The 20,864-nt window shown below is 35.8% G+C and carries 20 protein-coding genes, 1 tRNA gene, 2 pseudogenes and 1 other annotated feature; of the genes and pseudogenes, 3 read left to right on the top strand and 20 right to left on the bottom strand.

The window, feature by feature from the left end; all coding sequences use genetic code 11:
• Positions 1-8 precede the first annotated feature (8 nt).
• From IGJ11_RS03430 to IGJ11_RS03405, 6 genes and pseudogenes are all read right to left on the bottom strand, one after another.
• Complete coding sequence (locus IGJ11_RS03430) at positions 9-2,834, bottom strand: sigma 54-interacting transcriptional regulator (RefSeq protein WP_207433097.1); 2,826 nt, start codon at positions 2,832-2,834, stop codon at positions 9-11.
• A 442-nt stretch (positions 2,835-3,276) separates the two neighbouring features.
• Complete coding sequence (locus IGJ11_RS03425) at positions 3,277-4,386, bottom strand: acyltransferase family protein (protein WP_207433095.1); 1,110 nt, start codon at positions 4,384-4,386, stop codon at positions 3,277-3,279.
• Between the two features lie 272 nt (positions 4,387-4,658).
• A complete protein-coding gene (locus IGJ11_RS03420) occupies positions 4,659-5,084 on the bottom strand; it encodes a protein-export chaperone SecB (RefSeq protein WP_186294997.1) in 426 nt (141 codons plus the stop codon).
• Positions 5,085-5,099: 15 nt separating this feature from the next.
• On the bottom strand, positions 5,100-5,390 hold the full coding sequence (locus IGJ11_RS03415) for a hypothetical protein (protein WP_207433093.1): 291 nt from the start codon (positions 5,388-5,390) through the stop codon (positions 5,100-5,102).
• 1 nt (position 5,391) lies between these two features.
• Positions 5,392-5,937 carry a hypothetical protein gene (locus IGJ11_RS03410; protein WP_207433090.1) on the bottom strand — a complete coding sequence of 182 codons (546 nt, stop codon included), beginning with the start codon at positions 5,935-5,937 and terminating at the stop codon, positions 5,392-5,394.
• Between the two features lie 203 nt (positions 5,938-6,140).
• Positions 6,141-6,755, bottom strand: a pseudogene (locus tag IGJ11_RS03405) (LysM peptidoglycan-binding domain-containing protein); the annotation flags it as partial.
• On the opposite strand from IGJ11_RS03405, the pseudogene IGJ11_RS03400 reads away from it, so the two are divergent.
• Positions 6,751-7,023 (top strand): annotated as a pseudogene (locus IGJ11_RS03400) (tyrosine-type recombinase/integrase); the annotation flags it as partial. The pseudogenes IGJ11_RS03405 and IGJ11_RS03400 overlap by 5 nt on opposite strands.
• 92 nt (positions 7,024-7,115) lie before the next feature.
• Here IGJ11_RS03400 and rpmA read toward each other — a convergent pair.
• From rpmA to rplU, 3 genes are read right to left on the bottom strand one after another with little or no spacing between them, the layout of a single operon-like run.
• Complete coding sequence (rpmA, locus tag IGJ11_RS03395) at positions 7,116-7,409, bottom strand: 50S ribosomal protein L27 (RefSeq protein WP_010719806.1); 294 nt, start codon at positions 7,407-7,409, stop codon at positions 7,116-7,118.
• 12 nt (positions 7,410-7,421) lie between these two features.
• Positions 7,422-7,766, bottom strand: coding sequence for a ribosomal-processing cysteine protease Prp (locus IGJ11_RS03390; RefSeq protein WP_010719807.1), 345 nt, complete (start codon positions 7,764-7,766; stop codon positions 7,422-7,424).
• Between the two features lie 28 nt (positions 7,767-7,794).
• Positions 7,795-8,103, bottom strand: coding sequence for a 50S ribosomal protein L21 (gene rplU, locus IGJ11_RS03385; RefSeq protein WP_010719808.1), 309 nt, complete (start codon positions 8,101-8,103; stop codon positions 7,795-7,797).
• A gap of 19 nt (positions 8,104-8,122) precedes the next feature.
• Positions 8,123-8,198, bottom strand: a sequence feature (ribosomal protein L21 leader region).
• Between the two features lie 141 nt (positions 8,199-8,339).
• On the opposite strand from rplU, the gene IGJ11_RS03380 reads away from it, so the two are divergent.
• Complete coding sequence (locus tag IGJ11_RS03380) at positions 8,340-8,993, top strand: uracil-DNA glycosylase (RefSeq protein WP_010719809.1); 654 nt, start codon at positions 8,340-8,342, stop codon at positions 8,991-8,993.
• Positions 8,994-9,138: 145 nt separating this feature from the next.
• On the opposite strand, the gene IGJ11_RS03375 is transcribed toward IGJ11_RS03380, so the two are convergent.
• The 5 genes from IGJ11_RS03375 to IGJ11_RS03355 all read right to left on the bottom strand — a co-directional run bounded on the left by IGJ11_RS03375 (position 9,139) and on the right by IGJ11_RS03355 (position 13,163).
• A complete protein-coding gene (locus tag IGJ11_RS03375; protein ID WP_207433087.1) occupies positions 9,139-10,758 on the bottom strand; it encodes a SulP family inorganic anion transporter in 1,620 nt (539 codons plus the stop codon).
• Positions 10,759-10,890: 132 nt separating this feature from the next.
• On the bottom strand, positions 10,891-11,250 hold the full coding sequence (locus IGJ11_RS03370; protein ID WP_178286617.1) for a DUF1304 domain-containing protein: 360 nt from the start codon (positions 11,248-11,250) through the stop codon (positions 10,891-10,893).
• Positions 11,251-11,633: 383 nt separating this feature from the next.
• Positions 11,634-11,707: transfer RNA gene (locus tag IGJ11_RS03365), tRNA-Arg, on the bottom strand.
• Between the two features lie 159 nt (positions 11,708-11,866).
• On the bottom strand, positions 11,867-12,553 hold the full coding sequence (locus IGJ11_RS03360) for an O-methyltransferase (RefSeq protein ID WP_207433085.1): 687 nt from the start codon (positions 12,551-12,553) through the stop codon (positions 11,867-11,869).
• A 70-nt stretch (positions 12,554-12,623) separates the two neighbouring features.
• Entirely contained in the window at positions 12,624-13,163 is a 540-nt protein-coding gene (locus IGJ11_RS03355; protein WP_010719813.1) for a signal peptidase I, read from the bottom strand.
• A 217-nt stretch (positions 13,164-13,380) separates the two neighbouring features.
• Here IGJ11_RS03355 and IGJ11_RS03350 point away from each other — a divergent pair, with 217 nt between their 5' ends.
• Positions 13,381-15,231 (top strand): GHKL domain-containing protein, encoded by a 1,851-nt coding sequence (locus IGJ11_RS03350; RefSeq protein ID WP_251849704.1) that lies wholly within the window; start codon positions 13,381-13,383, stop codon positions 15,229-15,231.
• A gap of 145 nt (positions 15,232-15,376) precedes the next feature.
• On the opposite strand, the gene IGJ11_RS03345 is transcribed toward IGJ11_RS03350, so the two are convergent.
• From IGJ11_RS03345 to dltC, 6 genes are all read right to left on the bottom strand, one after another.
• Positions 15,377-16,381 (bottom strand): lipoate--protein ligase, encoded by a 1,005-nt coding sequence (locus IGJ11_RS03345; protein ID WP_207433083.1) that lies wholly within the window; start codon positions 16,379-16,381, stop codon positions 15,377-15,379.
• A 10-nt stretch (positions 16,382-16,391) separates the two neighbouring features.
• A complete protein-coding gene (locus tag IGJ11_RS03340; RefSeq protein ID WP_010719816.1) occupies positions 16,392-17,132 on the bottom strand; it encodes an MBL fold metallo-hydrolase in 741 nt (246 codons plus the stop codon).
• A 65-nt stretch (positions 17,133-17,197) separates the two neighbouring features.
• Entirely contained in the window at positions 17,198-17,995 is a 798-nt protein-coding gene (locus IGJ11_RS03335; protein WP_010719817.1) for a DUF975 family protein, read from the bottom strand.
• On the bottom strand, positions 17,995-19,077 hold the full coding sequence (locus IGJ11_RS03330; RefSeq protein ID WP_010719818.1) for a M42 family metallopeptidase: 1,083 nt from the start codon (positions 19,075-19,077) through the stop codon (positions 17,995-17,997). The genes IGJ11_RS03335 and IGJ11_RS03330 overlap by 1 nt, the downstream gene beginning before the upstream one ends.
• 238 nt (positions 19,078-19,315) lie before the next feature.
• Complete coding sequence (dltD, locus tag IGJ11_RS03325; RefSeq protein ID WP_178286621.1) at positions 19,316-20,587, bottom strand: D-alanyl-lipoteichoic acid biosynthesis protein DltD; 1,272 nt, start codon at positions 20,585-20,587, stop codon at positions 19,316-19,318.
• Between the two features lie 2 nt (positions 20,588-20,589).
• Positions 20,590-20,823 (bottom strand): D-alanine--poly(phosphoribitol) ligase subunit DltC, encoded by a 234-nt coding sequence (gene dltC / locus IGJ11_RS03320; RefSeq protein WP_010719820.1) that lies wholly within the window; start codon positions 20,821-20,823, stop codon positions 20,590-20,592.
• Positions 20,824-20,864: the final 41 nt, after the last annotated feature.

Below are 20,864 nucleotides of genomic sequence, written 5' to 3'. Positions count from 1 at the left end.
TGTATTTTTCATTTAGTGTATTCATTTTTTGCCAATTCATTACGAATCAGCTTGAATGAATAATAAACTTCAGATGAAGGTGTTTCAAATCTGATGGTCTTTTCCAACGGGGATAACAATTGTTGGATAGACGAAAACAATGGATCTTCCATCGCTTTTTCCAGTTCGTCTGATTCAACATTCAATGGCTCGTTTAATAAAATCCGTTCAATCATCCCCACTGTGTGTAAAACTAAATTGATTTTAAAACTATATCCATGATTCTCAATCGATAGCTTCTCAGACACTTGATCACTAAAATTCCATAAAGGATCAATCAATTTGGTTCCATTGATAAATGTAAAATTTTGTTCAATAAATTTCACACAAGTCTGTTTTGCAGTTTCTTCACTCAATGGCACTTCTTCTGTTTCATCTAATTCTGCCTCAAGTAATAATTGATCTAAAATCAACTCGATATTTTGATCGATAAACCGCTCCAATGGAATAAATGGCGCAGCAATCTGCGGATCTGTAATTCCAGTAGTCGCAATGACTTGGTAATTTTCGATTAATTTAGGCAATTCTTTTTCCAATTCTAAAACAGAGAGTGCCAAAACAGTCAACTCGACATCTTGCCGTTTACTTACAGAACGTTCGATTAATTCTTTGATTCGTTGTGCGGTTCCTTCACCAGATGCACAAATAGCTAAGATGGCTTTTTTTCTGAGTACGGTCGGTTCAGGTGTTTTTTCCATCGAAATTTCTGCATAACCTCGGAAATTTTTCAAGGAATCGTATAACATATCTAAATCCGTACCTAACACAGAAACTTTGCGAACCGTCTCTAATACCAAAGAGGTCGTCACCATGTCAACTGTCCGCACAGGAATTCCTGTATCTCGCTGAATCTGAGAATTAAATGAAGCAAGCGAACCCATATCCACTAATAAGATCGTTCCACTGCCTTCATCCACCTCTTGCACCATTCGTTCGATCCGACTAAGCGCCGTTTTAGGATCCATATCCAATGGCATATCGACCGCTCGTACATTGTCTGCATCTAATAATTGTTGGACCACTTGAACCATGCTGCTTGCTGTACTATTACCATGTGCTGCCACGACTACCCCAATACGACCGCTTGCTTGATTTGCCCTTAGCGACACAAGCAAGACAGTGAGATAGTAATCTTCGCTATCTGGAATCGTTACTTGGAAATACTCCTCAATATACTTTCTAACTTCTTTCGCTACTTCATATTCCACTGGAAAATCAATTGCCATTTCACGTATATTATCATTCGTATGGCGCTCTTCACCGATATTGATTCTTTTTAAAAAAGAACTGATGTGCAGACTCATTGCGTAGATAAAGTTTTGCTGAAACTCATATGGCAAGGCATTTTTTACCATTATATATATTTGATTGGTGACTTCGATGATTTTAGGATCAACAAACTCAGCTAGTTTATTATCGGCATTGAATGAGAATCCATGATCCTTGTAAAAAGATTTCAAATGGATGTTGATATCCGTTGAAATAAAATGATTGATGGCTTCTTGATCTAATCCGTCAGACTTTAATAGCGCTGCTTTGTCCCCAATAATGTCATAAAGATTATAGGGTAGTTCATAAGAATCAGATTGAATCTTCATGATCGTGTCGTTAGGGTACACCGTAATTTTAGGCTCCAATAGCTTCGATAGTTCGGACATCGCTACTCGATTACTTGCTAATTGGATCAATCCACTTCTAATCCCTTCCGTCAAATCATCGATCGTAATCGAGATTTCTGGAGAATTGATATGATTTAAAAAACCACGAGCGCAAATCAATTGGATATTCGATTTCAACTGACCGATGTTCCCATAGGTTACACTACCGATCAACGCTTTAACAACATCTTCAGTTAGCGAAATTTGCCGTTGGATACGGTTGGCTTCATGGGCGATCATAATTTTAACCAGGTCGATTTTTTCATTTGCAGGGCGTTTTTCAAAAGATGGCAACTTGATATTGATCGGTATTCTCCGAACAAAGGTCTCTAATAGAGAAGAACCAGGGTCCTCAGTTGTTGCACCCACGATCCGAACATTTGCTTCATGAGATTTTGTTGTTTCTCCTAATCGACTATAGGTACCATGATCCATGAAGTAAAAGATCATTTCTTGCCCTTCAGGTGGTAACCGGTGAATTTCATCTAGGAACAACATTCCTCCATCTGCTTGGTCAATGATTCCGGTTTTTTCCTCTTCTGCTCCAGTAAAAGCACCTTTGACATACCCAAACAAGTGACTCATCAATAATTCCGGGTTATTAGCGTAGTCGGCACAGTTAAAGACGATCAACTCGTTGTCTTCACTAATGACGTGATTGGCTTTGGCAAAATGAAACATCGCATGTGCAAAGTAGGTTTTCCCCGATCCAGTTGGTCCAGTGATCAAACAATTCAGACCTCTCGGCGGATATAAAATGGCGGCTTTCGCTTGCTCAACCGAGTTTTTCATACTCCCATTTGCGCCAATGATCTTAGCAAAAATATCTTTCGTATCAATCTGAATCCTTGCTTTTTCTACTGGTACTCTTTCTTCTTTATAGCTTATGACATGTTTGGCGGTCGGTTGTTCATAGGCAACATTTTTTTGATATATGTAACGTACAGGTCGTCCATCGGTTTTCAACAATTTTCCTTCACGTACCAACTGATTCAAATCTTTACTACTATTGGTCCGTTGGATTCCTAAAACCTCAGCTATCTCTTTCGTTGTGACCCCCTGATCATATTCAATCGGTTTTAGATGAGCCGTTTTTTCTTTGACATACGTATAAATTCGATCAATGCGCTTCGCCATTTGGTTTCGCCCCTTTTTCATTAACTGGCTTCAAAACATAATACTATAAATTTAATTCCATTTCGTCAACTATTTACAGTAAATATCTCTTATTAAAAGAAGTATTGACTGGATCAGCTACTCTTTGTCTCATTAGAATTATCCAAAAACGTCCCCTTCAACTTAAAGCTTTTCTTTAAAATGATCGGATCGAAGTGCTTGCGCCGATAAACCATTTTATCTATTGTAATGAAACACAGACAAAAAAAGCTCTCCTCTTAATCAACAAGAGAGAACTTTTTTCATTGAGTTTAGTTCATTGTTTATTCAATTTATTCTGTTTATTGAGTGCTCGGATAAACAATCACTTCCAATTCAATATTTTCTAGTGAACTTTTATTAACTCCGATCGTATAACCTAAACACTTGTCTTCTATAATAATACGCTCATCATACCATCTAATTATTCTTCATTTTTACTATCAAGTATGGTCAAAGTACGGTCATAAAAAAAGCTTTTAAAATATCCATTTCCTTTTACCAAATTATCTGTTTTTTCAGGAACATTAAAATAGAGAATTTTGTTTAACGGCTTATGAACCCACTCCATTCTGCACAAAAAGAAAATACATATAGTTACTATTAGAATCGTAATACTCTGCGGTACACCAAAACTTTTAATAAACAAATCCAAATGAAGTTTATCATTAACTATTCTGACGATAGGTATATGCAACATATATATGATCAAGGATAATTCTCCAAAACTCGTAATAAACAGTCGTTTATTACTTATCAAAGCAACCAAACTACTGATTATAAGGAAGACTGCAATATAGTAAATAAATCGGAAAAAACCACCATAAAGACCTACTAATTCGCTTACATTCGCATAAGCATTTCTACCGGTCAAAAATCCCATCGTCAGTGAGGTGCCATATAACTTAAAATAAACGACAAAAAAACTTCCTGACAAAAGGAACAACGCGCACAACTTGATCTTAAAATTGTTTAGATAACTTGACATTTTTTGATAATCAATTAAGTATCCAGCATAAAAAAATGGAAAGAAAGTTAAGATTCTTGAAGAACATAGAAAATCTCCCAAATTTGCATCATACCCTGCCAAACAACCAATTACAACAGCTATGCCTAGCACCCAGTATTTGTCATATCCATCAATAACCATGCTGATTAATTGAAAAGCAAAAATAGCAAAACAATACCACGGCAGTCCGCTTTCTGTTAAAAAGGAAAAGCTTAAAGAACCTGAAGAGAGAAAAGTGCTAATCAAAAATATAATTTTTAAAATGAAAAACCATTTGAGATATCTAAAACTTTTACGGAAATCCTTGTTACGAATTGTATTCTTGCTGAATAGACCAGAAACAAAGATGAATGCTGGCATATGAAACATATATATCCAATAGTTAATTTTCATTAACAAGTCGCTCTTTTGATTCGCCCGATCAATTAAATGACCTACTACAACCAGGAAAATTAATAAAGCCTTTAAATTGTCCCATTTGTACAAACGCTTTGAAACGTTATTTAAATTCATTTTTTCATTCATCACTCCTTTTTTAATCCCAGTATACAATACCACATTCACAAATAGTAGTGATTTTTTTCACTCATATATTGTTATACTTTAAACGGGAAACATTTTTTATTTTTTTAACCGATCATTTAGAATGACGTTCGTTTTTTTATATGTAATTTCCATTTTAACTAATGATAAGCACAGGATTTTGAATAAAAAAGTAAAGAATGGTATTGATTTTTATGTTTAAGCACCTTTTTTGTCAACCGTTTTCATTAAAAGTCATAAAAATAAAAAGGACCTTAGCTTTCGCTAAGATCTTTTTTGTTTTTTTCGCTTAGTTTAGCAAGCTCATCTATCATATTTAATGTTGGAAGTACTACTGCAGATGGACCATCCAAAGTACTTATAATTGAAACAACACTTCTCAAATATGGGTATAGTATTGCACTGCCATTTTGAGCAACAAATAATTTTATCTCTTCTTTTGTATAGCCTAAATCTGGTATAGAAAAATTACCTGACATTTTCACCATGATTTTTCTGTTTCCTTGATTTAATTCGACAGTCATTTTAACTATAGCATGTTCTAAATTTTCAGTAAAACCAAATTCAAAAGAAAATTCAGGTTCTTCTTTACTTACTAATGTTTCTTTACTACTCACATTTTTATATGATATTTCATCAATATTATATCCATCTAAATAAATTACTGGTCCTTTACCCATTTGTCTCATTAACTCCTAAGCCGCAAACTTGTTATCACTAAACATTATAATTTCATTTGATAATTTAAAAGTATTTACTGACACATCTGCCTTTTTATTATCATACTCAGAACTTTCCTTCTTATTATCGAAAATAATGTCCTCACTTAAATAATAAAAAGCAACATTGTTAATAAAGTCACTTTTCGTTTGATTATAAATAACTTCATTTCTGTACTCTTCATAATCCTTCATAAACTTCTTTAAATTCTCTGGCGAAGAATTCAATCTTTCTTTTAAATTGTTTAATTTATCTAACATTTCCATGCTAAATCACCTCTTCTAACTCGCTTTCTTCGAGTTCCCTTTTTGTTAGTACGTCAGGGTTTCCTTCTTTCACACAATAAATAACCTTTGTAGTTATATCTACATGGGGTACATTTTTTGATGGTACATTGAAAAATGGAGATTTCTTAAGGTTGGGATAGTCACCAAAAATTTTTATTGCTTTAGCACCTATATAATTTGATAGAAAAGATATTTTAATACCCACTTCATCGTTAACAGATATATCTTCGTTTTTTTCCATCAACTCTATAAGTTTTTGCATAGATTCCACAATTTCTAAGTCAGTTAAATCTAGCAGATGCTCTTCTTCAATTTCAAGCATACATTTACAAATGCTTCTATTCTTCTTATCACTACGACTATTAAGCCAATGCTTTGCGTTGTATAAATTATCCCACAAATACATACCTGGACCTGCCCATTTGTTGTCATATTTATGGTTACTAATAGGAATGAAATCCTGATTTTCACAAAATTCATTTATAGTATCTTTTTTACCACAATGGTAACATCTAATTGCTAACAACTTTTATCCCACACTTAAGTTTATTGTTTTTTGTCAATATTCTACAAATAATACTAACATACTTACTAATCGTTTTGTATCAAAATGCATCATTTTTTAATTTCTTTTTTAAAAAAGAGAAATTTTATTGTAACCAAAGAAACATTTTTAATCGTTATGTAATAATATCTATGTACTTCCCCTCAAAATTGAGGGGATATTTTTTAATATGATAGTACTTGACCTAGATAAATCAAATTAGAATTTGATAATCCATTTTGTTGTGCTAGTGATTGATAGGTTGTTCCTAACTTAGTCGCAATTGACAAAAGATTATCGCCATATTGAACTGTATACATACTAGTTCCACTTGCTACACCAATTACTTTTAGCACCTGACCAGCATAGATCATGTTTGGATTACTCAATCCATTCAATGAAGCTAAAGCTTGGTAAGTTGTGCCGTATTGGGTTGCGATTGATGACAAGGTTTCTCCATACTGTACAATGTACGTTGTAGTTGAAGGTTGTTCTATAACTGTCGTAGAATCTGGTAAAAGTTCTACATTAGATTTATCAATCCAAGAAAGAATATCTGCAAGTAAAATTTTATTGCCGTCTACTTATTGAACCTTGTAGCTTTAACCTTTCACCCATGGCGGAATAGTCTCACCGGTCGCCCACTGATTAGCTGAGAAATTCACTTTCAAAGTGTCGCCAGTTTTAATCTCTGATTTTAGTTTTTCACTCGTTTCTTCGCCCGCATTAATTGCTAGAGTATCTGTTTTCGGTTTGTCAGAACCTGTATAACCATTATCCGTGATTCCCGTTAAGTTTACCAATGACGAAAATAGTTTCACAATTAATCAGGCAGTAGCAGAAAGATACAATGTATATCGCGAGCGTGTCGGCTTACCCTATATCGGTCTGCATGGTTTTAGACATACTCATGCATCAATGCTATATGAGGCTGGTGCAGATCACAAAGAAGTCCAAGAAAGAATGGGGCACGCAAATATAAAAACTACTATGGACACATATACACACATTACTAATAGTAAAAAAGAAGAAACAACACAAAAACTAACAAATTATATTAACTTCTAAGAAAGTATGGTCAAAAGTATGGTCAAAAAAATTCTCTTAATTAACAAAAAAGCTCCACCCCTTGCTACACAAGAGATAGAGCAGTTTGTTTATTAAGCTTCTTGAGCTACTGGATAAACAGACACTTGTTTTTTGTCGCGGCCTTTACGTTCGAAACGTACTACTCCGTCAACTTTAGCAAATAAAGTGTCGTCTCCACCAATACCCACGTTCACACCTGGATAAATTTTTGTACCGCGTTGACGGTAAAGAATTGATCCACCTGTAACTGTTTGTCCGTCAGCGCGTTTAGCACCTAGACGTTTTGATTCTGAGTCGCGTCCGTTAGATGTAGAACCGCCACCTTTTTTGTGGGCAAAGAATTGTAGATTCATTGATAACAACATGGTCTGCACCTCCTATTTATCATTAATTGTTTTAATTTGGATATATTCTGAATTTTCAGCTTCTATCGATTGTAATCCCAACAAGAGATTTTCTAATAGAATCTCGGCAATATTGTTTTGCTCTTGTGTCAATCCTGAAGTGACTTCGGTATATAAATAACCGCCCTCTTCTTCATTCATTTCGACAATTGGTTCAAAACCAGCTAATGAGGCAATCCCATTGACAGTACTGATCGCTAATGCAGAAACTCCTGCACAGACGATATCACTCCCATAAGGACCAGCATCAGCATGCCCTGTCAAAGTAAATGAAACGATTTGACCAGCGTCATTACGTTTAAATGTTCCTTTGATCATTATTCAGGCCTTCTTTCTCAAGCGCTAATTAAGCGTTGATCGCGTCGATAACCACTTTTGTGTATGGTTGACGGTGACCTTGTTTACGGTGTGAATGTTTTTTAGGTTTGTATTTGAAAGTAACGACTTTCTTTTGTTTGCCGTGTTTTTCAACAGTACCTTCAACAGTTGCACCAGAAATAATTGGAGCGCCTACTTTTGTAGTTTCGCCACCTACTAAGATAACTTCGTCAAAAACAACTTTTTCACCTGCTTCAACGTCAAGTTTTTCAACGTAGATTGCTTGTCCAACTTCAACTTTTACTTGTTTACCACCAGTTTTAATAATTGCGTACATGCTATAAAGCACCTCCTTATAATAGACTTAGACTCGCCATCCAGAGTGACAGTTACCTGTACTTACAAACTCGTTCTGTGCGGTTGTAGCTGTGGAGTCCACAATTACAACAGTACTAGATTACCAGAAACTAGCGCATTCGTCAACTCTAGATTCTAGAACTTTTCTTAAGTCAATCAATCGCAATTTTCCCTTTTGCTCATTATAATGTTAGTGAAGACGAAGGAGGTAAACGAATGATCTATCCTGATGAATTGGTTCAAGAAGCAACGATTCGTATGCAAGGTCGTGCGGTAGAAGGTTTCGTTGCTGGTCAAGGCCCACTCCACCCAAAACTCATGCTGGTAGGTGAAGCTCCTGGCAAAACAGAAATCGATAATCATATTCCTTTTAGCGGACAAGCAGGCAAAGAACTAATGCAAACTCTTGCTCTAGCTGGTTTGACAAGAGAAGATGTTTATATTACTAGTGCAGTCAGAAGTCGACCTTATCGGACAGTCCAACGACTCAATAAACGAACTCAGCAAGCAGAAACTGTTTATCCGAATCGGACACCAACGAAAGCGGAAGTATTCGCTCATGCGCCGATCCTAGATTATGAAATCGAGCATGTCGAGCCCCATTTGATTGCTACATTAGGCAATATCGGTTTGCAACGGTTATTAGGTTCTGCTTATACGATCTCTAAAAATCATGGTCAGCTTTATACTGGGCCTATTTTAAAACTGAATCAACAAAAAGATGCTTACGAGTGGAGTGATAAAAGCTACCAGATCCTCCCGCTTTTCCATCCTGCAGCTATTTTTTACAATCGAACATTAGCTGACGTGATCCGCAAAGACTGGCTTACCTTAGCAAACTATCTCGAGAAAGATCCTAGCAATCAATAGCCACAGCTTCCATAGGTAAAAAATCCCGAAACAGAAAAAAGCTGTTTCGGGATTTTTGAATTTTTATAGCTTATTTTAATTAAACACTGCAAAAAACACTTTGTTTGCCCTGCTTCTCAAAAACATTTCTCCTACTCATGACTGATTACGTATATTGTTCATGCAGCGCTGAGAGTGCATGCGCTACTGTTTGGTGTTGTTCAAAGCCAGCTTTTTGCCATAAATGTTGTAGTTGTTTTTCTACTTCTGGTTGTAGCGAGGTGTAAATAATCGTTTGTTCTCGCATTTTAGCTTTTTCTTGAAACTCATCAAAAACAGCTCGGGCAGTTAAATCAATACTTGGAACACCACGCATAGAAAAAATGATCCCCTCTTTTTGATTTAGATCAGCTAATGTATTTTTTAATTTTTCAGCAGACATAAAAAAGAGTGGTCCGCTAATATAGACAACTGTCCAATTATCTAATTTTTTCGTTTCTGGCAAATCCATTCGTTCCCAATCGATTGTTTCAACCGAGATCGTGATTGCCGCACTTTTGATCACAAAGAAAATACAGCCACCGATAATACCGATGACGATCGCAATACTTAAGTCAAAAATCACAGTACATCCCATAGTAATCAAAAATAATAAGATGCCAGACCAATATCTCTTAGTGAACAAGACGTTGATCGTTTCCCATTCATTCATGCGCCAAGCAGTAACAATCAACACTCCTGCCAAAGCTGGCATAGGAATGTTTGACATAATTGGTGCAAAAATAATCATAGATAAAAACAAAACCAAAGCATGAATGATACCAGCTAAACGAGTCTGTGCCCCTGATTTAATTGCCACACTTGTTCGGGCAATCGCAGCTGTCGCTGGAATGCCTCCAAAAAATGGTAAAACTAGATTTCCGATTCCTTGCGCAACAAGTTCTTGGTTGCTGTCCAATGGTTTGTTTGCCATTCGTCCCGCAGAAGCACCACAGAGCAAACTTTCCACCATGCCAAGCAAGGCAATGCTAATCGCTGGCACCATCACTTCTTTTAAAGAATCAAGATGAAAGGCTGCAAACGTTAAGCGATCGCTACTGATCAACGTCTGTGGAATTTTTCCCACGGTTGCTATCGGCAAGTGAAACAAGAACATCGCAACCGTTGCAAGAATAATTGCCATCAAAGAACTTGGTATAGTTTGAGCCCATTTTTTGGGGTAGATAATCATTCCGATGATCACTAATAATCCCATAATAAAGGAGGAAAAATTTATCGAAAAGCCAAAGGTCTGATAGCTGAGAAACTTCTCAATCACATTTGCACCTTCTGAATGGACACCAAACAAGTTATCCACTTGACCCAAGGCAATGATAATAGCAATTCCCGAAGTAAATCCAGTAATCACTGGAGCTGGAATAAAAGAGGTCAATGTTCCTAATCTAAAAATGCCTGCCACTAGCAATAATAGTCCTGCTAAAAATGTCGCCAGTAACACCCCAGACATCCCTTGAGTAGCTGCAATCGACATCAAGATCGCAGCCATTGCGCCTGTTGGTCCTGAAATTTGATAAAAACCACCTGACAAGCCACCAATAATAAGTCCAGCAATAACCGCTGTAATTAATCCTGCCGCAGCATTTGCACCACTGGACACGCCAAACGCCAACGCTAAAGGTAAAGCTACTGCAGCTACAGTAATACCAGCTAATAAATCTTTTTGGAATTTTTGACGATCATATCCGTCAAATTCTTCATTTAGTAAAATAATATACTTTTTGAACAACCTAGAGACTCCTTTTTTATAAAAATTTTACGAAACACGCAACTACTAGAATAGCATATTTTTCTAACTCATGTCAGCTTTTTCACAAAGTTAGAGGCGTTTTCATGAAAATTTTTATAAAATAAGATTAACTCAAATCAAAAGAGTCAGTAATCCAATGATTGCCAGACCACCTTGTTTCAAAATAATTAGTTTGTCACTAGTGATACTACCGTAAGCTGCGACCAATACAATATAAATCAATAACAAACTTGCCATTTCTTTTGGTGCAGACGAAATATAAGTGGCATACAATAAACCAATACCTAACAATCCATTATAAACACCTTGATTTTTAAATAACGTTTGTACCGACGGATTACTTAATTCTTTTTGACTCATTTTAAATACTCTGCCAGTTGCTTTAGAAGTTGTAGCAAAGGTTTCTAAATACATGATATAAAAAAATTCAATTGCGACTAATGTAATGATAATTTGTGAAATAATCGACATATTTTCTCCCCCTATTCATTTCTGCTTATCGGCTTAGAATAAGTATAGCCGAACCGTTCAAAAATAAAAAAACAAACACACTTGTAGCGATTAAAAAAGCCTTGGATCCCCCGATATCAAACATCATCCACCTATAGAGGATGGACTGATTTCTGCTTAAACGAAGTTAAAATACACGAATGTATGAATTTGTAGAGTAAAAATTTTACCTACTCCTTTTACTTAGAAAAACATCCAATATATTCTTTTTTAACACATACCTAGGTCCTACCTGATTAGACTGCGTATCATAAGAATACTTGCTACGTACCCATTTGATCCAACTACCAGAACAAAGAAAAACCGGTAGAAACTTTCGTTTCTACCGGTTTTGGTTTTTTTTACGTCACAGGAGGGATTCGAACCCCCGACCGTCCGCTTAGAAGGCGGATGCTCTATCCAGCTGAGCTACTATGACAGCTTTTTCGGAACAAAAATAATTATATAGAATCATTTTGGTTCTGTCAATATGAAATAGTTATTTTATCAATAAAAAAGATTGCTCAATAGAAAGCGTTCCTCTTTTACCTAGTGTCCGACAAAAAGCAAGCTTTTTGTCGTAACAAGGTAAATACTCTTAAGGTAGATGAATTTGCTCTTTTTCTTTAGTTATCAAGATCACACCATCACCCAGCGGCACTAATGTGGAAGTCAAGTCTGGATGGGTCATGACGACCTGTAAAAATTCATTTAATTTACGATGAATGGCACGTTTGCCTCTAGGAATCTCTTCATCAGGCAATAAAATCGTTCCGCCTTGAAAAATATCATCAACCATCAATACGCCATCTTTTTTTAGCAGACGTAAACATTCTGGTAAAAACTCAATATATTTCGATTTGGCACTGTCCATAAAAATAAAATCATAAGGCCCAGTTAGTTCTGGTAAAATATCAGCCGCTTGTCCTTCTAGTAAAGTAACTTTTTCGGTTACGCCAAGTCTTTCATAAGTTGCCTTGGCCTTTTTGATCATAACATCAAAACGATCGATCGTCGTGACGTGACCTTTTTCACTGATTAATTGAGCCATCAAACTAGAAGAAAAACCAATAGCTGCACCAATTTCTAAAACATTCTTTGGTTTTAATTGCCCTAATAAAAACTGCATGAATACGACTGTTTCATGGGGAATGATCGGTACTTCCGCTAAATGGGCTTCTTCTTCAATCAAACCAAGTTCTCCAGACAGTTTTTTCTGTTTTGTCCGCATAAAATCAACTAACTCTTCTTTTACTACCGGACGATGCATCATTTCATTACGCATAATCTGCCTCCTCTTCCAAATTATTATACGAAGAACCTGACAAATCCACAAGTTGCAAACAAATTTACACTCACTTTCCTTTTCGTTGGCTATGAGTAAAAAACCGATTGAAACTTTTCTTTTTTTCAAATTCATCTAGCATGTTCCAAGCTGTAATACCGGTCAAACAAAAGGCGATGGTAAAAAATAGCCAGCGCATCCAAGTAAATGCTGACTTTGATAAAAGAATGCCAATATAGGGAATCTGAAAAATGGGCGTTCCAATGATGTATCTTCTCCCCACTACACCGGATTCGGTCTGCGTAGAACTATCTGCTTTAGTATAAAAGTCTTGATGGTCTTTTTCCACTGCGATCACTCGTCGGGTGGTTATTTGCTCTCCTGAGTTTTCATAGTACGTAATCACGTCACCAACCAACAATTCTTCTGGTTTCTTCGGACGTACATAGATCAAACTTCCTTGGCTATAGTAAGGACTCATACCACGATCTTCAATAATATGGGTTGATAGACCAGCTATTTTAGGAAGTAAAATAATGCTCAAAATGATCGCTAAAATAACAATCAGTGTAATTGAACTAATATAGGTTATTTTTTTATAAAATGGCACTAGTTTCCACTCCCTTTACTCATTTCTTATTTCCCATCATATAATAACGATTTAATTTTATCAATTTTAACTCTATTTCTTCTACAACGAATTGAAAGAATTTTAAAAAAAATCTAAAAAATAACTCTGGTTATCTAACTTTATGCAGGTTTATGATTGACTAGAAAACAAAAAACGTTTACCCTAAAAAAAATGTTACTTTTAGAAAGGACACATTATGAACTTTTTTAATAACATTGAATATTTTAAAAAAGCGAACTCATTAAAGATAAAATGGTTTTTCACTATTCTATTATCAACGTTATTTTTAATGATAACAGTATATTTCTTTTATTATATTTTTACTCCTTCTGATAGTGGAAAGGTCAAAGAAATAAAAAATTCATGGGAATTTTACTTAAAAAATGAACCTGATTTTCGTTTTGATAGTCATTATATTAGTTACCTTCCAACAGTTGAAAGAAATGAAACTTTTGTGATGGAAACTATATTAAAAGAAGAGATGGATGATTCGAACTTAGTGATTCGGGGAAACAACCAATGGATAAAAGTTTATTTAAATGATCAACTTTTATATGATCGAACAAATGAACAAGACCAACTTCATCCTGGTTTATCTTTGGCAGTTATTGATCTGCCTACACATTATGCTGGTGAACACTTAAAAATCGAAGTTACTTCACCATATGAAAACTATTCGGGTATTCCACCAAAAGTTTATGTTGGAAATACGGGACCAATCATCAGCTTTATTTTTTCCCAATCTGTTCCTCAAGTAGTTACCATGATCATTGCCATCTTTTTAGGAATTGGGATATTGGTGTACGCCATTTTTAAGCTTTACAAAAAAAAGACACTAGATATTTCACTGATCATTCTCAGTTGTTTTGCGTTAGTCTTAGGGTTTGAATCAATCTCTGAAGATATATTAAGCGGCATCCTTTTTGAACCAATCGTCCATTCGATTTTATCTGATACATTTACTATTTTAACTTCAGTATTTCTGGTATTGTATTATTTATCCCGAATGAAACATTATCAAAAAATATATGGTCTCTTTTGTTTTCTACAAGTCTCCATCCAAATAGGTGTCCTTATTTATTCATTGATGACAGTAGGAGAATTAACTGAACTAATGCCCATTGTTAATGCGGTTAGTGTAATCAGTACATTAGTTACTTCGCTTGTCTGTGTTGGGGAAGCCTATCGGAATAATCGTTTTTTCATTGCTTGTACACCGTGGATTGTGCTGATTGCCATTTTCCATTGTATGCTTTATATCCAACCATCATTAGGTATTTATAATGCAAATATTAATTGGTCTACTATTCTATTTATGATTATTCTGATTATTATCATTTGTTATAATATTATCGAGTACATCATCAGCTTTGATAAGCATCAGCGAACTGTTAATTTCTTGAAAACAAAATCGGATTTACTTGAACAGCATTATGATCAGCTACGTGATCACATTCAAGAAATCAGTACATTAAGAACTGAGTTTATCCAAACTATGGAAAACTTAGAACACTTGGTCAAGGAAGAAGAAACCGATGAAGTACAAAATTATGTGCAAACTATCTTAACTAATGCTCGAAATTTTGAATTTATTTTCTCTTACTCCTCTCACCAACTCACTAATCTTATTTTAGCTCGTTATCAAGAAATTGCATCAAAGCGAAATATCAAAGTGAAGTTTCAAGCCGAACTACCAGAAGTATTGACCGTCAATGATGATGACTTGACCCAAATACTGATTCATGTCTTAGAACATTCTTTTAGAGAAACACATGCCATTGAAGATCCAATGCATCGAAAAATTTATTTATCGATGCAGGAAAAAGAAAATCAACTATTGATTCGTTGTGAACATAGCGCAAACTATGAAACAAATCTCTTTTCACAAGGAATTACCGAAAACTTTGCTGAACAAGAACAGTTTGATTTAAAAATAATCCAAGATGTGGCGGAACGTTATGCAGGAACGTTGACTCAGGAAAAAGATAGTCAGGTTGATCGTTTAATCATCCAATTGACTAAAACAAATCCCAAGAAAAGCGTATAATGTCTTTGGCGGATTGGAAAATTGATTCATTGAATGAAGGTTTGAGCGGACAAAATAATATTCGTTCTCTTTCTCAAAAAAAGATAAAAAACAGGGAACACCAATCATTGGTGTTCCCTGTTTTTGACTGATGACTAACATTCGATCAATATAAAAGAGCAAGAAAATCTTCAGCTTCGATCGCACCAAAATACTTTTTGATATCAATCGTTTTTACTACATCACTTAAAACTGATTTATCATATCTTTGTCCAATCAGTTTTTCTTCGACGTCCTTTATCTCTCCTAACCCAAAGAAGTCACCAAATATTTTCACATCATCAATCAAACCATGTGACACATTCAGATGGACTTCGATCGAACCAATCGGATACCGCTTTTGTCTCGAAAAGTTAAAATCAGGTGATTCCCCATAATTCCAATCCCAATTACGATAATAGCGATCAGAGATTTCGTTGATTTTGATCCAGTCTTTGTCTGTTAGCTGATACGTATTAACCTCTGCCAGCGTTGCTACTCCGAATATTTTTAATAGAATTTCATCACGAAATTCTTCTGTTAACATTTCTTGTTTTTCTTTAGGTAAAAATGGTTTGATATTGGTCACACGAGAACGAATCGATTTGATCCCTTTGGACTCGATTTTATCTTTTTTTACTTTTAACGCATTGACCACTTCATTGATGTCAGAATCAAACATGATAGTTCCATGGGCAAACATTCGACCATTCGTTGCATACATTGCATTACCAGAGAATTTCATACCATCAATCACTAAATCATTTCGGCCTTTTAATTCCGCTCCAGATACCCCTAATTCGTGAAGAGCTTGAATAATTGGCTTAGTAACTTTAGCAAAATCACGGAAAGAATCGCCATCATCAGGCATGATAAAACTAAAGTTTAAATTTCCAAAGTCGTGATAGACGGCTCCACCGCCACTTAAACGACGAACGACATGGATGCCCTGTTGTTCAACGTAATCTCGATTGATTTCTTCGATCGTGTTTTGATTACGCCCAATAATGATAGATGGTTCATTGATATAAAACAATAAAATCGGTTCATCAACAGGCATTTCTTGGAGTAAAAATTGTTCAATTGCTAGATTGATACGTGGATCATGCTTGTCATTCGGTACAAAAATCATTGTCTTCCTCCTAGATATCAAATACTTTATCGACTTTTGCTAGTGCTACTTCTACTGTATCACCCGCAGCTTGTTGCGCTTCGTTCTGTAATTGTGTAAGATCCCCAAATTGAGGTAAATGGGTCAATACTAGCTTTTTGACTTTTGCTGCTTTCGCAAGTTCCCCCGCTTCTTTTGACGTAAAGTGCGCTTTGTGTCGTTCATTACCAGCAAACAGATAAGTATCTGCTAGAAATAAGTCTGCATTTTCAGCAAATTCTACAAAACTTTCCAAATAGCCGGAATCACCTGTAAAAACAAAGACTTTGCCAGTCGCTTCTTCGACGATCCGCATGGCATAGCACACCACTGGATGGATGGTTTCCATAAACGTGATTAAAAAAGGACCTACTTTCAATTCTTCTGCCTCAAAATAGCCACGTCCTTCTGACACGTTCGGCATTGTTAACTCATCAAAATGAAAAGTATCTTTAGTATGACCATAGATTGGCAAGATAGCTCCTGGTTCTTTTTCAGGATGTAGTTGCCAATAATATTGCAATACACCTAGATCAGCGATGTGATCATGATGGTAATGGCTCAAGATAACCGCATCAAGTTCTAACGGTTCAAGATGCTCTTGTAATTTTATCAAGGTGGCGCTACCAGCATCGATCAGTAGGTTAAAGCCAGCTGACTGCAATAAATAGCTAGTCGTTCCTTGATTTTTATATGGATAGGCGCCTAAGCAACCTAATACAGTTAATTTCATGATCGTTCTCCTTTCAGAATCAATGTAATAGAATCCTGTTTTTTCTGTGAAACCTCTCTCATGTTTTATGAAAAATAAGTAGCTGGGGGTTCTTTTTCAAGTCTTGCTTGCTCGTAAAAACCTGCAATAGTCACATTGACATAGGCGATAACCCACAATAAACCAAAGAACAAGGCTAGGGCTCCAACAAGGTACCACCCGATAAATGAAAGTTGTAATAGGATATAAGTACCTAAACGATCTTTTAATAAATACCACGCGTATTGCAAACACTGGATGATTGAAAGTTCTGGGTAATCAAATTTAGTCCAAGCCGCAAATTGAAACAATCCGCCTACAATACTCATCAACAAAAGAGAAACAAAGGTCATGAGCAGGGTGGTCAAAACGTAACTAATGTCCAAAGCATTCCCTGATAACACATCTGTTGAAATTGTGTTTGAATTAAATAGTAATTGTGTATAAGTATTGACACCACCAATCAAAAAACCTGGTAATAAAACAAGGGCATTAATGATCCAATTGATCACAACATTGATCAAATTAATCACTAAAATAGGTCCAAAATATTTTTTTTGAAAGACGGCAAACAATAAATTACTTTTTGCTCTGCCACCACGAACGACTACCAGCGCAATGTAATATAAGGCATATGAAAAAGCAAATAAAAGGAAATTCTCTAGTAAAAAGCTAACTATTTGTTGTTGCGTGCTATCTACGAAAAAAAATCCCTCAAAAAACATTTGGATCAAACCCGCAACAAACATCGAAAGAAAGACTAGCCAAGCATTGATTCCCCATTGTTGCGCAAGGCTAGCTCGAGCTTTTTTGCGATAATCTGAAAGTGATAACTTTGTTTCCATTAATCATAACTCCTAATCTTTTCAACTGTTTTGTGGTCTAATCGCTTCACTAATTCCGTCACTAATTTCACAGTATTCAAATAATCATCTTCATGGATCACTGAAGTATGTGAATGCAAATACCGTACCGGAACAGTAATCGCCACAGACGGTACCCCATCTCTTGTCAAATGCATCTGTCCTGCGTCTGTCCCACCACCAGTAATGACGGTGTATTGGAATGGTATATCCATTTCTTCCGCCACATCAATCACAAAATTCAACAGTTTTTTATGTGGAATCATTGAAGCATCAAAAATCAAGATTTGTGGACCTTTACCCAAAATCGAATCCGCTTCTTTTGGCGTCATCCCCGGTGTATCTCCAGCTGTTCCTGTATCTAAAGCAAAGGCGATATCTGGATTCACTAAGTGTGTACTTGTGCGTGCCCCTCTAAGGCCAACTTCTTCTTGCACATCGCTCCCTGCGAATAAAACATTGGGATGTCCTTCTTTTGCTAAATTCTCAAGAACTCGTAATGAAACAGCTGTACCGATGCGATTGTCCCAAGCCTTAGCTAGTAAAAATTTACCGCCATTCAACCGTTTATACTCAATATATGGGGTTACCATATCGCCAGGGCGAATACCCCATTCTTTTGCTTCTTTATCGCTTGTCGCTCCAATATCAATAAACATATCCTTGATATCATACGGTTTATTTCTTACTTGTGGGGTTAAAACATGTGGCGGTTTCGAACCAATCACGCCATGGATCACTTTCCCAGCTTGCGTTTTGATTTCCACTTGTTGGGCTAACATCACTTGTCCCCACCAACCACCTAATGTTTGAAATTCCAAAAAACCTTTATCAGTGATCTTAGTCACCATAAATCCCACTTCATCCATATGACCGGAAATAAAAATCTTAGGTCCACCACCAGAACCATGTTTGGCGATAATACTACCTAAACCATCATAAAAAATATCTTCCGCAAAGTCTTTTGCATACTTTTTATAGACTTGTCTCACTTCTTCTTCATTGCCTGGTACTCCTTTGGCTGAAGTCAGATCAATCAATAACTGTTCTTCTTTTTTATCCAAAACGTCTCCCTCATTTCTCGTATTGATAGCTAGATTATACCATTTATTAGGTGTGCTTTTCAGCAGAACGATTTTTTCAGTTAGAAAAAAGCCAGGATTCCTCGAAAGTTTACCGAATAACTTTCAATAATCCTGGCTTTTTTGCATAATGCATACGATAGCAATCGCTATTTTCTCTTAAATGGACTGACAGCAGTAAACGAGCGTTTCTTTTATGCACTTCGTGTTCGAAACTCCATTACTGTTGGTTTTCTTTTAAATCATTTGGTGAATGTTTTTGCCAGTCTTTACTATAAAATGATGGATCCAATTGATAGTGACTTGGTTGTTGTTGGTTTTCTAAAAACGGTCTAATCCGTTGATCTGCTGCTAGCCACCCTTTCCAACCTAAATGAATGGTGTCTTCCATGAAATAAGGTTGATCAGCCATTTTTGTAAAATCTGCGATCCGATCAAAGCCTTGACTCTGCAATTGAAATTTGATTTTCTTTGCAAATCCTTGAAGCATTTCTTGAGATAACCCAGTATAATCACTCCATTTTTGATTCACAGGTGGAATGATGAATAATGCTTCTGCCTGTTCTTGGGCTAATTGCTGTAGGACTAATTGAAAATCTGAAAATTCAGGTGAAAAACGATAATCCCAATTTTTTTGAGAATTTTTCAGCTCTTTTAAGTGGTGACGAATGCGCTCTTTATAAAAATCATTTTTTAACTCAAAAGAATTGTCGCTTGTACTTTTTCTCCCAATATTTTCCGCTAGGTTTGCCAGAACTTTTTCTTGATAATTAGCAGGCAACGGCTTCATTGCCTGATCAATTTTGTCTTGTTTACTTTTCAGACCAATATTGCTGAACATTTCATCTTCTCTTTTTAAAATATTCCAGTTCAAGCGCAATTGATTTCGTTTTTCAACAGAAGGAAGTTGACCTTTTTTGATCATTTGTAACATTTCCGTCAATTTTTCATCTTTTTTAACGATAGAAAAATGTAAAAGTCTTCTAGCTAAATAACGGTCAGCAGGAGTGATTTTTTTCAATGAGAACAGCCAGTCAAGGGTTTGTAACTGTGAATAATACGTATCAAAATAATCTTTTTTTACGCCATCTTTGACAAACCATTGTGGAGAAATGATAAAAACGATCTTCTTATTTTTCAAATCATCTCCTGCAGAGCGCATCATCATATACTGACTTAATGATTGTGTCCCAGGTGCCCCTAATAAGAAGGGACGATAATCACGATGGTATTTCTCCGCCAAGACGGATGGGTGAAATGGACTGATCCGACTGAGTTCACTTGAACCAAAAAAAGGAACATATTTTTTTTCAGCTAAGGCTTCGTTTTTGATGGTATCTCCTTTTAACACATTTTCGGACATGGATGTAGAAGCTTTTTTTATGATTGTTGGGTCGGTTAGATCCACACGATACGAAGAAGTGAAAAAAACTGCTATCAATCCAAAGGCTAAAAGGATTGGACCGAAAATAGCAAATAATTTCTTTTTCATTCTCATCCCTTCAATTCTTGTACTTGTGCAATGATTTTATTCGGTGTGCCCCACTGTTCACGATCAAATTCAGAAACAGGGACTTGAACATCTAATTGTCCATCTAATTCGACTAATAATTGAACAGAAGCAAGTGAATCCAGCAATCCTTCACCAAACAAATCAAGCTCTCGATTTTCTCTTATTTCATCTGTTCCCGTAATGTCTTCTAAAATAGTTAAAATTTGTTCTTCCATAATATAATCTCTCCTTAAATAATCATAATGTAAAATAAATC

The sequence above is a fragment of the Enterococcus sp. DIV0691 genome, from assembly GCF_051711145.1.
Taxonomy (GTDB): Bacteria; Bacillota; Bacilli; order Lactobacillales; family Enterococcaceae; genus Enterococcus_B; species Enterococcus_B hirae.
Note: the sequence above shows the minus strand (reverse complement) of the source record. Positions and strands in the feature narration are given on the sequence as shown.

Coding starts and splice junctions, on each gene's coding strand:
- IGJ11_RS03350 (WP_251849704.1), top strand. CDS start 13,381: ATGAACTTTTTTAATAACATTGAATATTTTAAAAAAGCGAACTCATTA.
- IGJ11_RS03390 (WP_010719807.1), bottom strand. CDS start 7,766: ATGATCAAAGGAACATTTAAACGTAATGACGCTGGTCAAATCGTTTCA.
- IGJ11_RS03380 (WP_010719809.1), top strand. CDS start 8,340: ATGATCTATCCTGATGAATTGGTTCAAGAAGCAACGATTCGTATGCAA.
- IGJ11_RS03345 (WP_207433083.1), bottom strand. CDS start 16,381: ATGATTTTTGTACCGAATGACAAGCATGATCCACGTATCAATCTAGCA.
- IGJ11_RS03340 (WP_010719816.1), bottom strand. CDS start 17,132: ATGAAATTAACTGTATTAGGTTGCTTAGGCGCCTATCCATATAAAAAT.
- IGJ11_RS03370 (WP_178286617.1), bottom strand. CDS start 11,250: ATGTCGATTATTTCACAAATTATCATTACATTAGTCGCAATTGAATTT.
- dltC (WP_010719820.1), bottom strand. CDS start 20,823: ATGGAAGAACAAATTTTAACTATTTTAGAAGACATTACGGGAACAGAT.
- IGJ11_RS03335 (WP_010719817.1), bottom strand. CDS start 17,995: ATGGAAACAAAGTTATCACTTTCAGATTATCGCAAAAAAGCTCGAGCT.
- rpmA (WP_010719806.1), bottom strand. CDS start 7,409: ATGTTGTTATCAATGAATCTACAATTCTTTGCCCACAAAAAAGGTGGC.
- dltD (WP_178286621.1), bottom strand. CDS start 20,587: ATGAAAAAGAAATTATTTGCTATTTTCGGTCCAATCCTTTTAGCCTTT.
- IGJ11_RS03425 (WP_207433095.1), bottom strand. CDS start 4,386: ATGAATGAAAAAATGAATTTAAATAACGTTTCAAAGCGTTTGTACAAA.
- IGJ11_RS03420 (WP_186294997.1), bottom strand. CDS start 5,084: ATGGGTAAAGGACCAGTAATTTATTTAGATGGATATAATATTGATGAA.
- rplU (WP_010719808.1), bottom strand. CDS start 8,103: ATGTACGCAATTATTAAAACTGGTGGTAAACAAGTAAAAGTTGAAGTT.
- IGJ11_RS03360 (WP_207433085.1), bottom strand. CDS start 12,553: ATGCGTAATGAAATGATGCATCGTCCGGTAGTAAAAGAAGAGTTAGTT.
- IGJ11_RS03415 (WP_207433093.1), bottom strand. CDS start 5,390: ATGGAAATGTTAGATAAATTAAACAATTTAAAAGAAAGATTGAATTCT.
- IGJ11_RS03430 (WP_207433097.1), bottom strand. CDS start 2,834: ATGGCGAAGCGCATTGATCGAATTTATACGTATGTCAAAGAAAAAACG.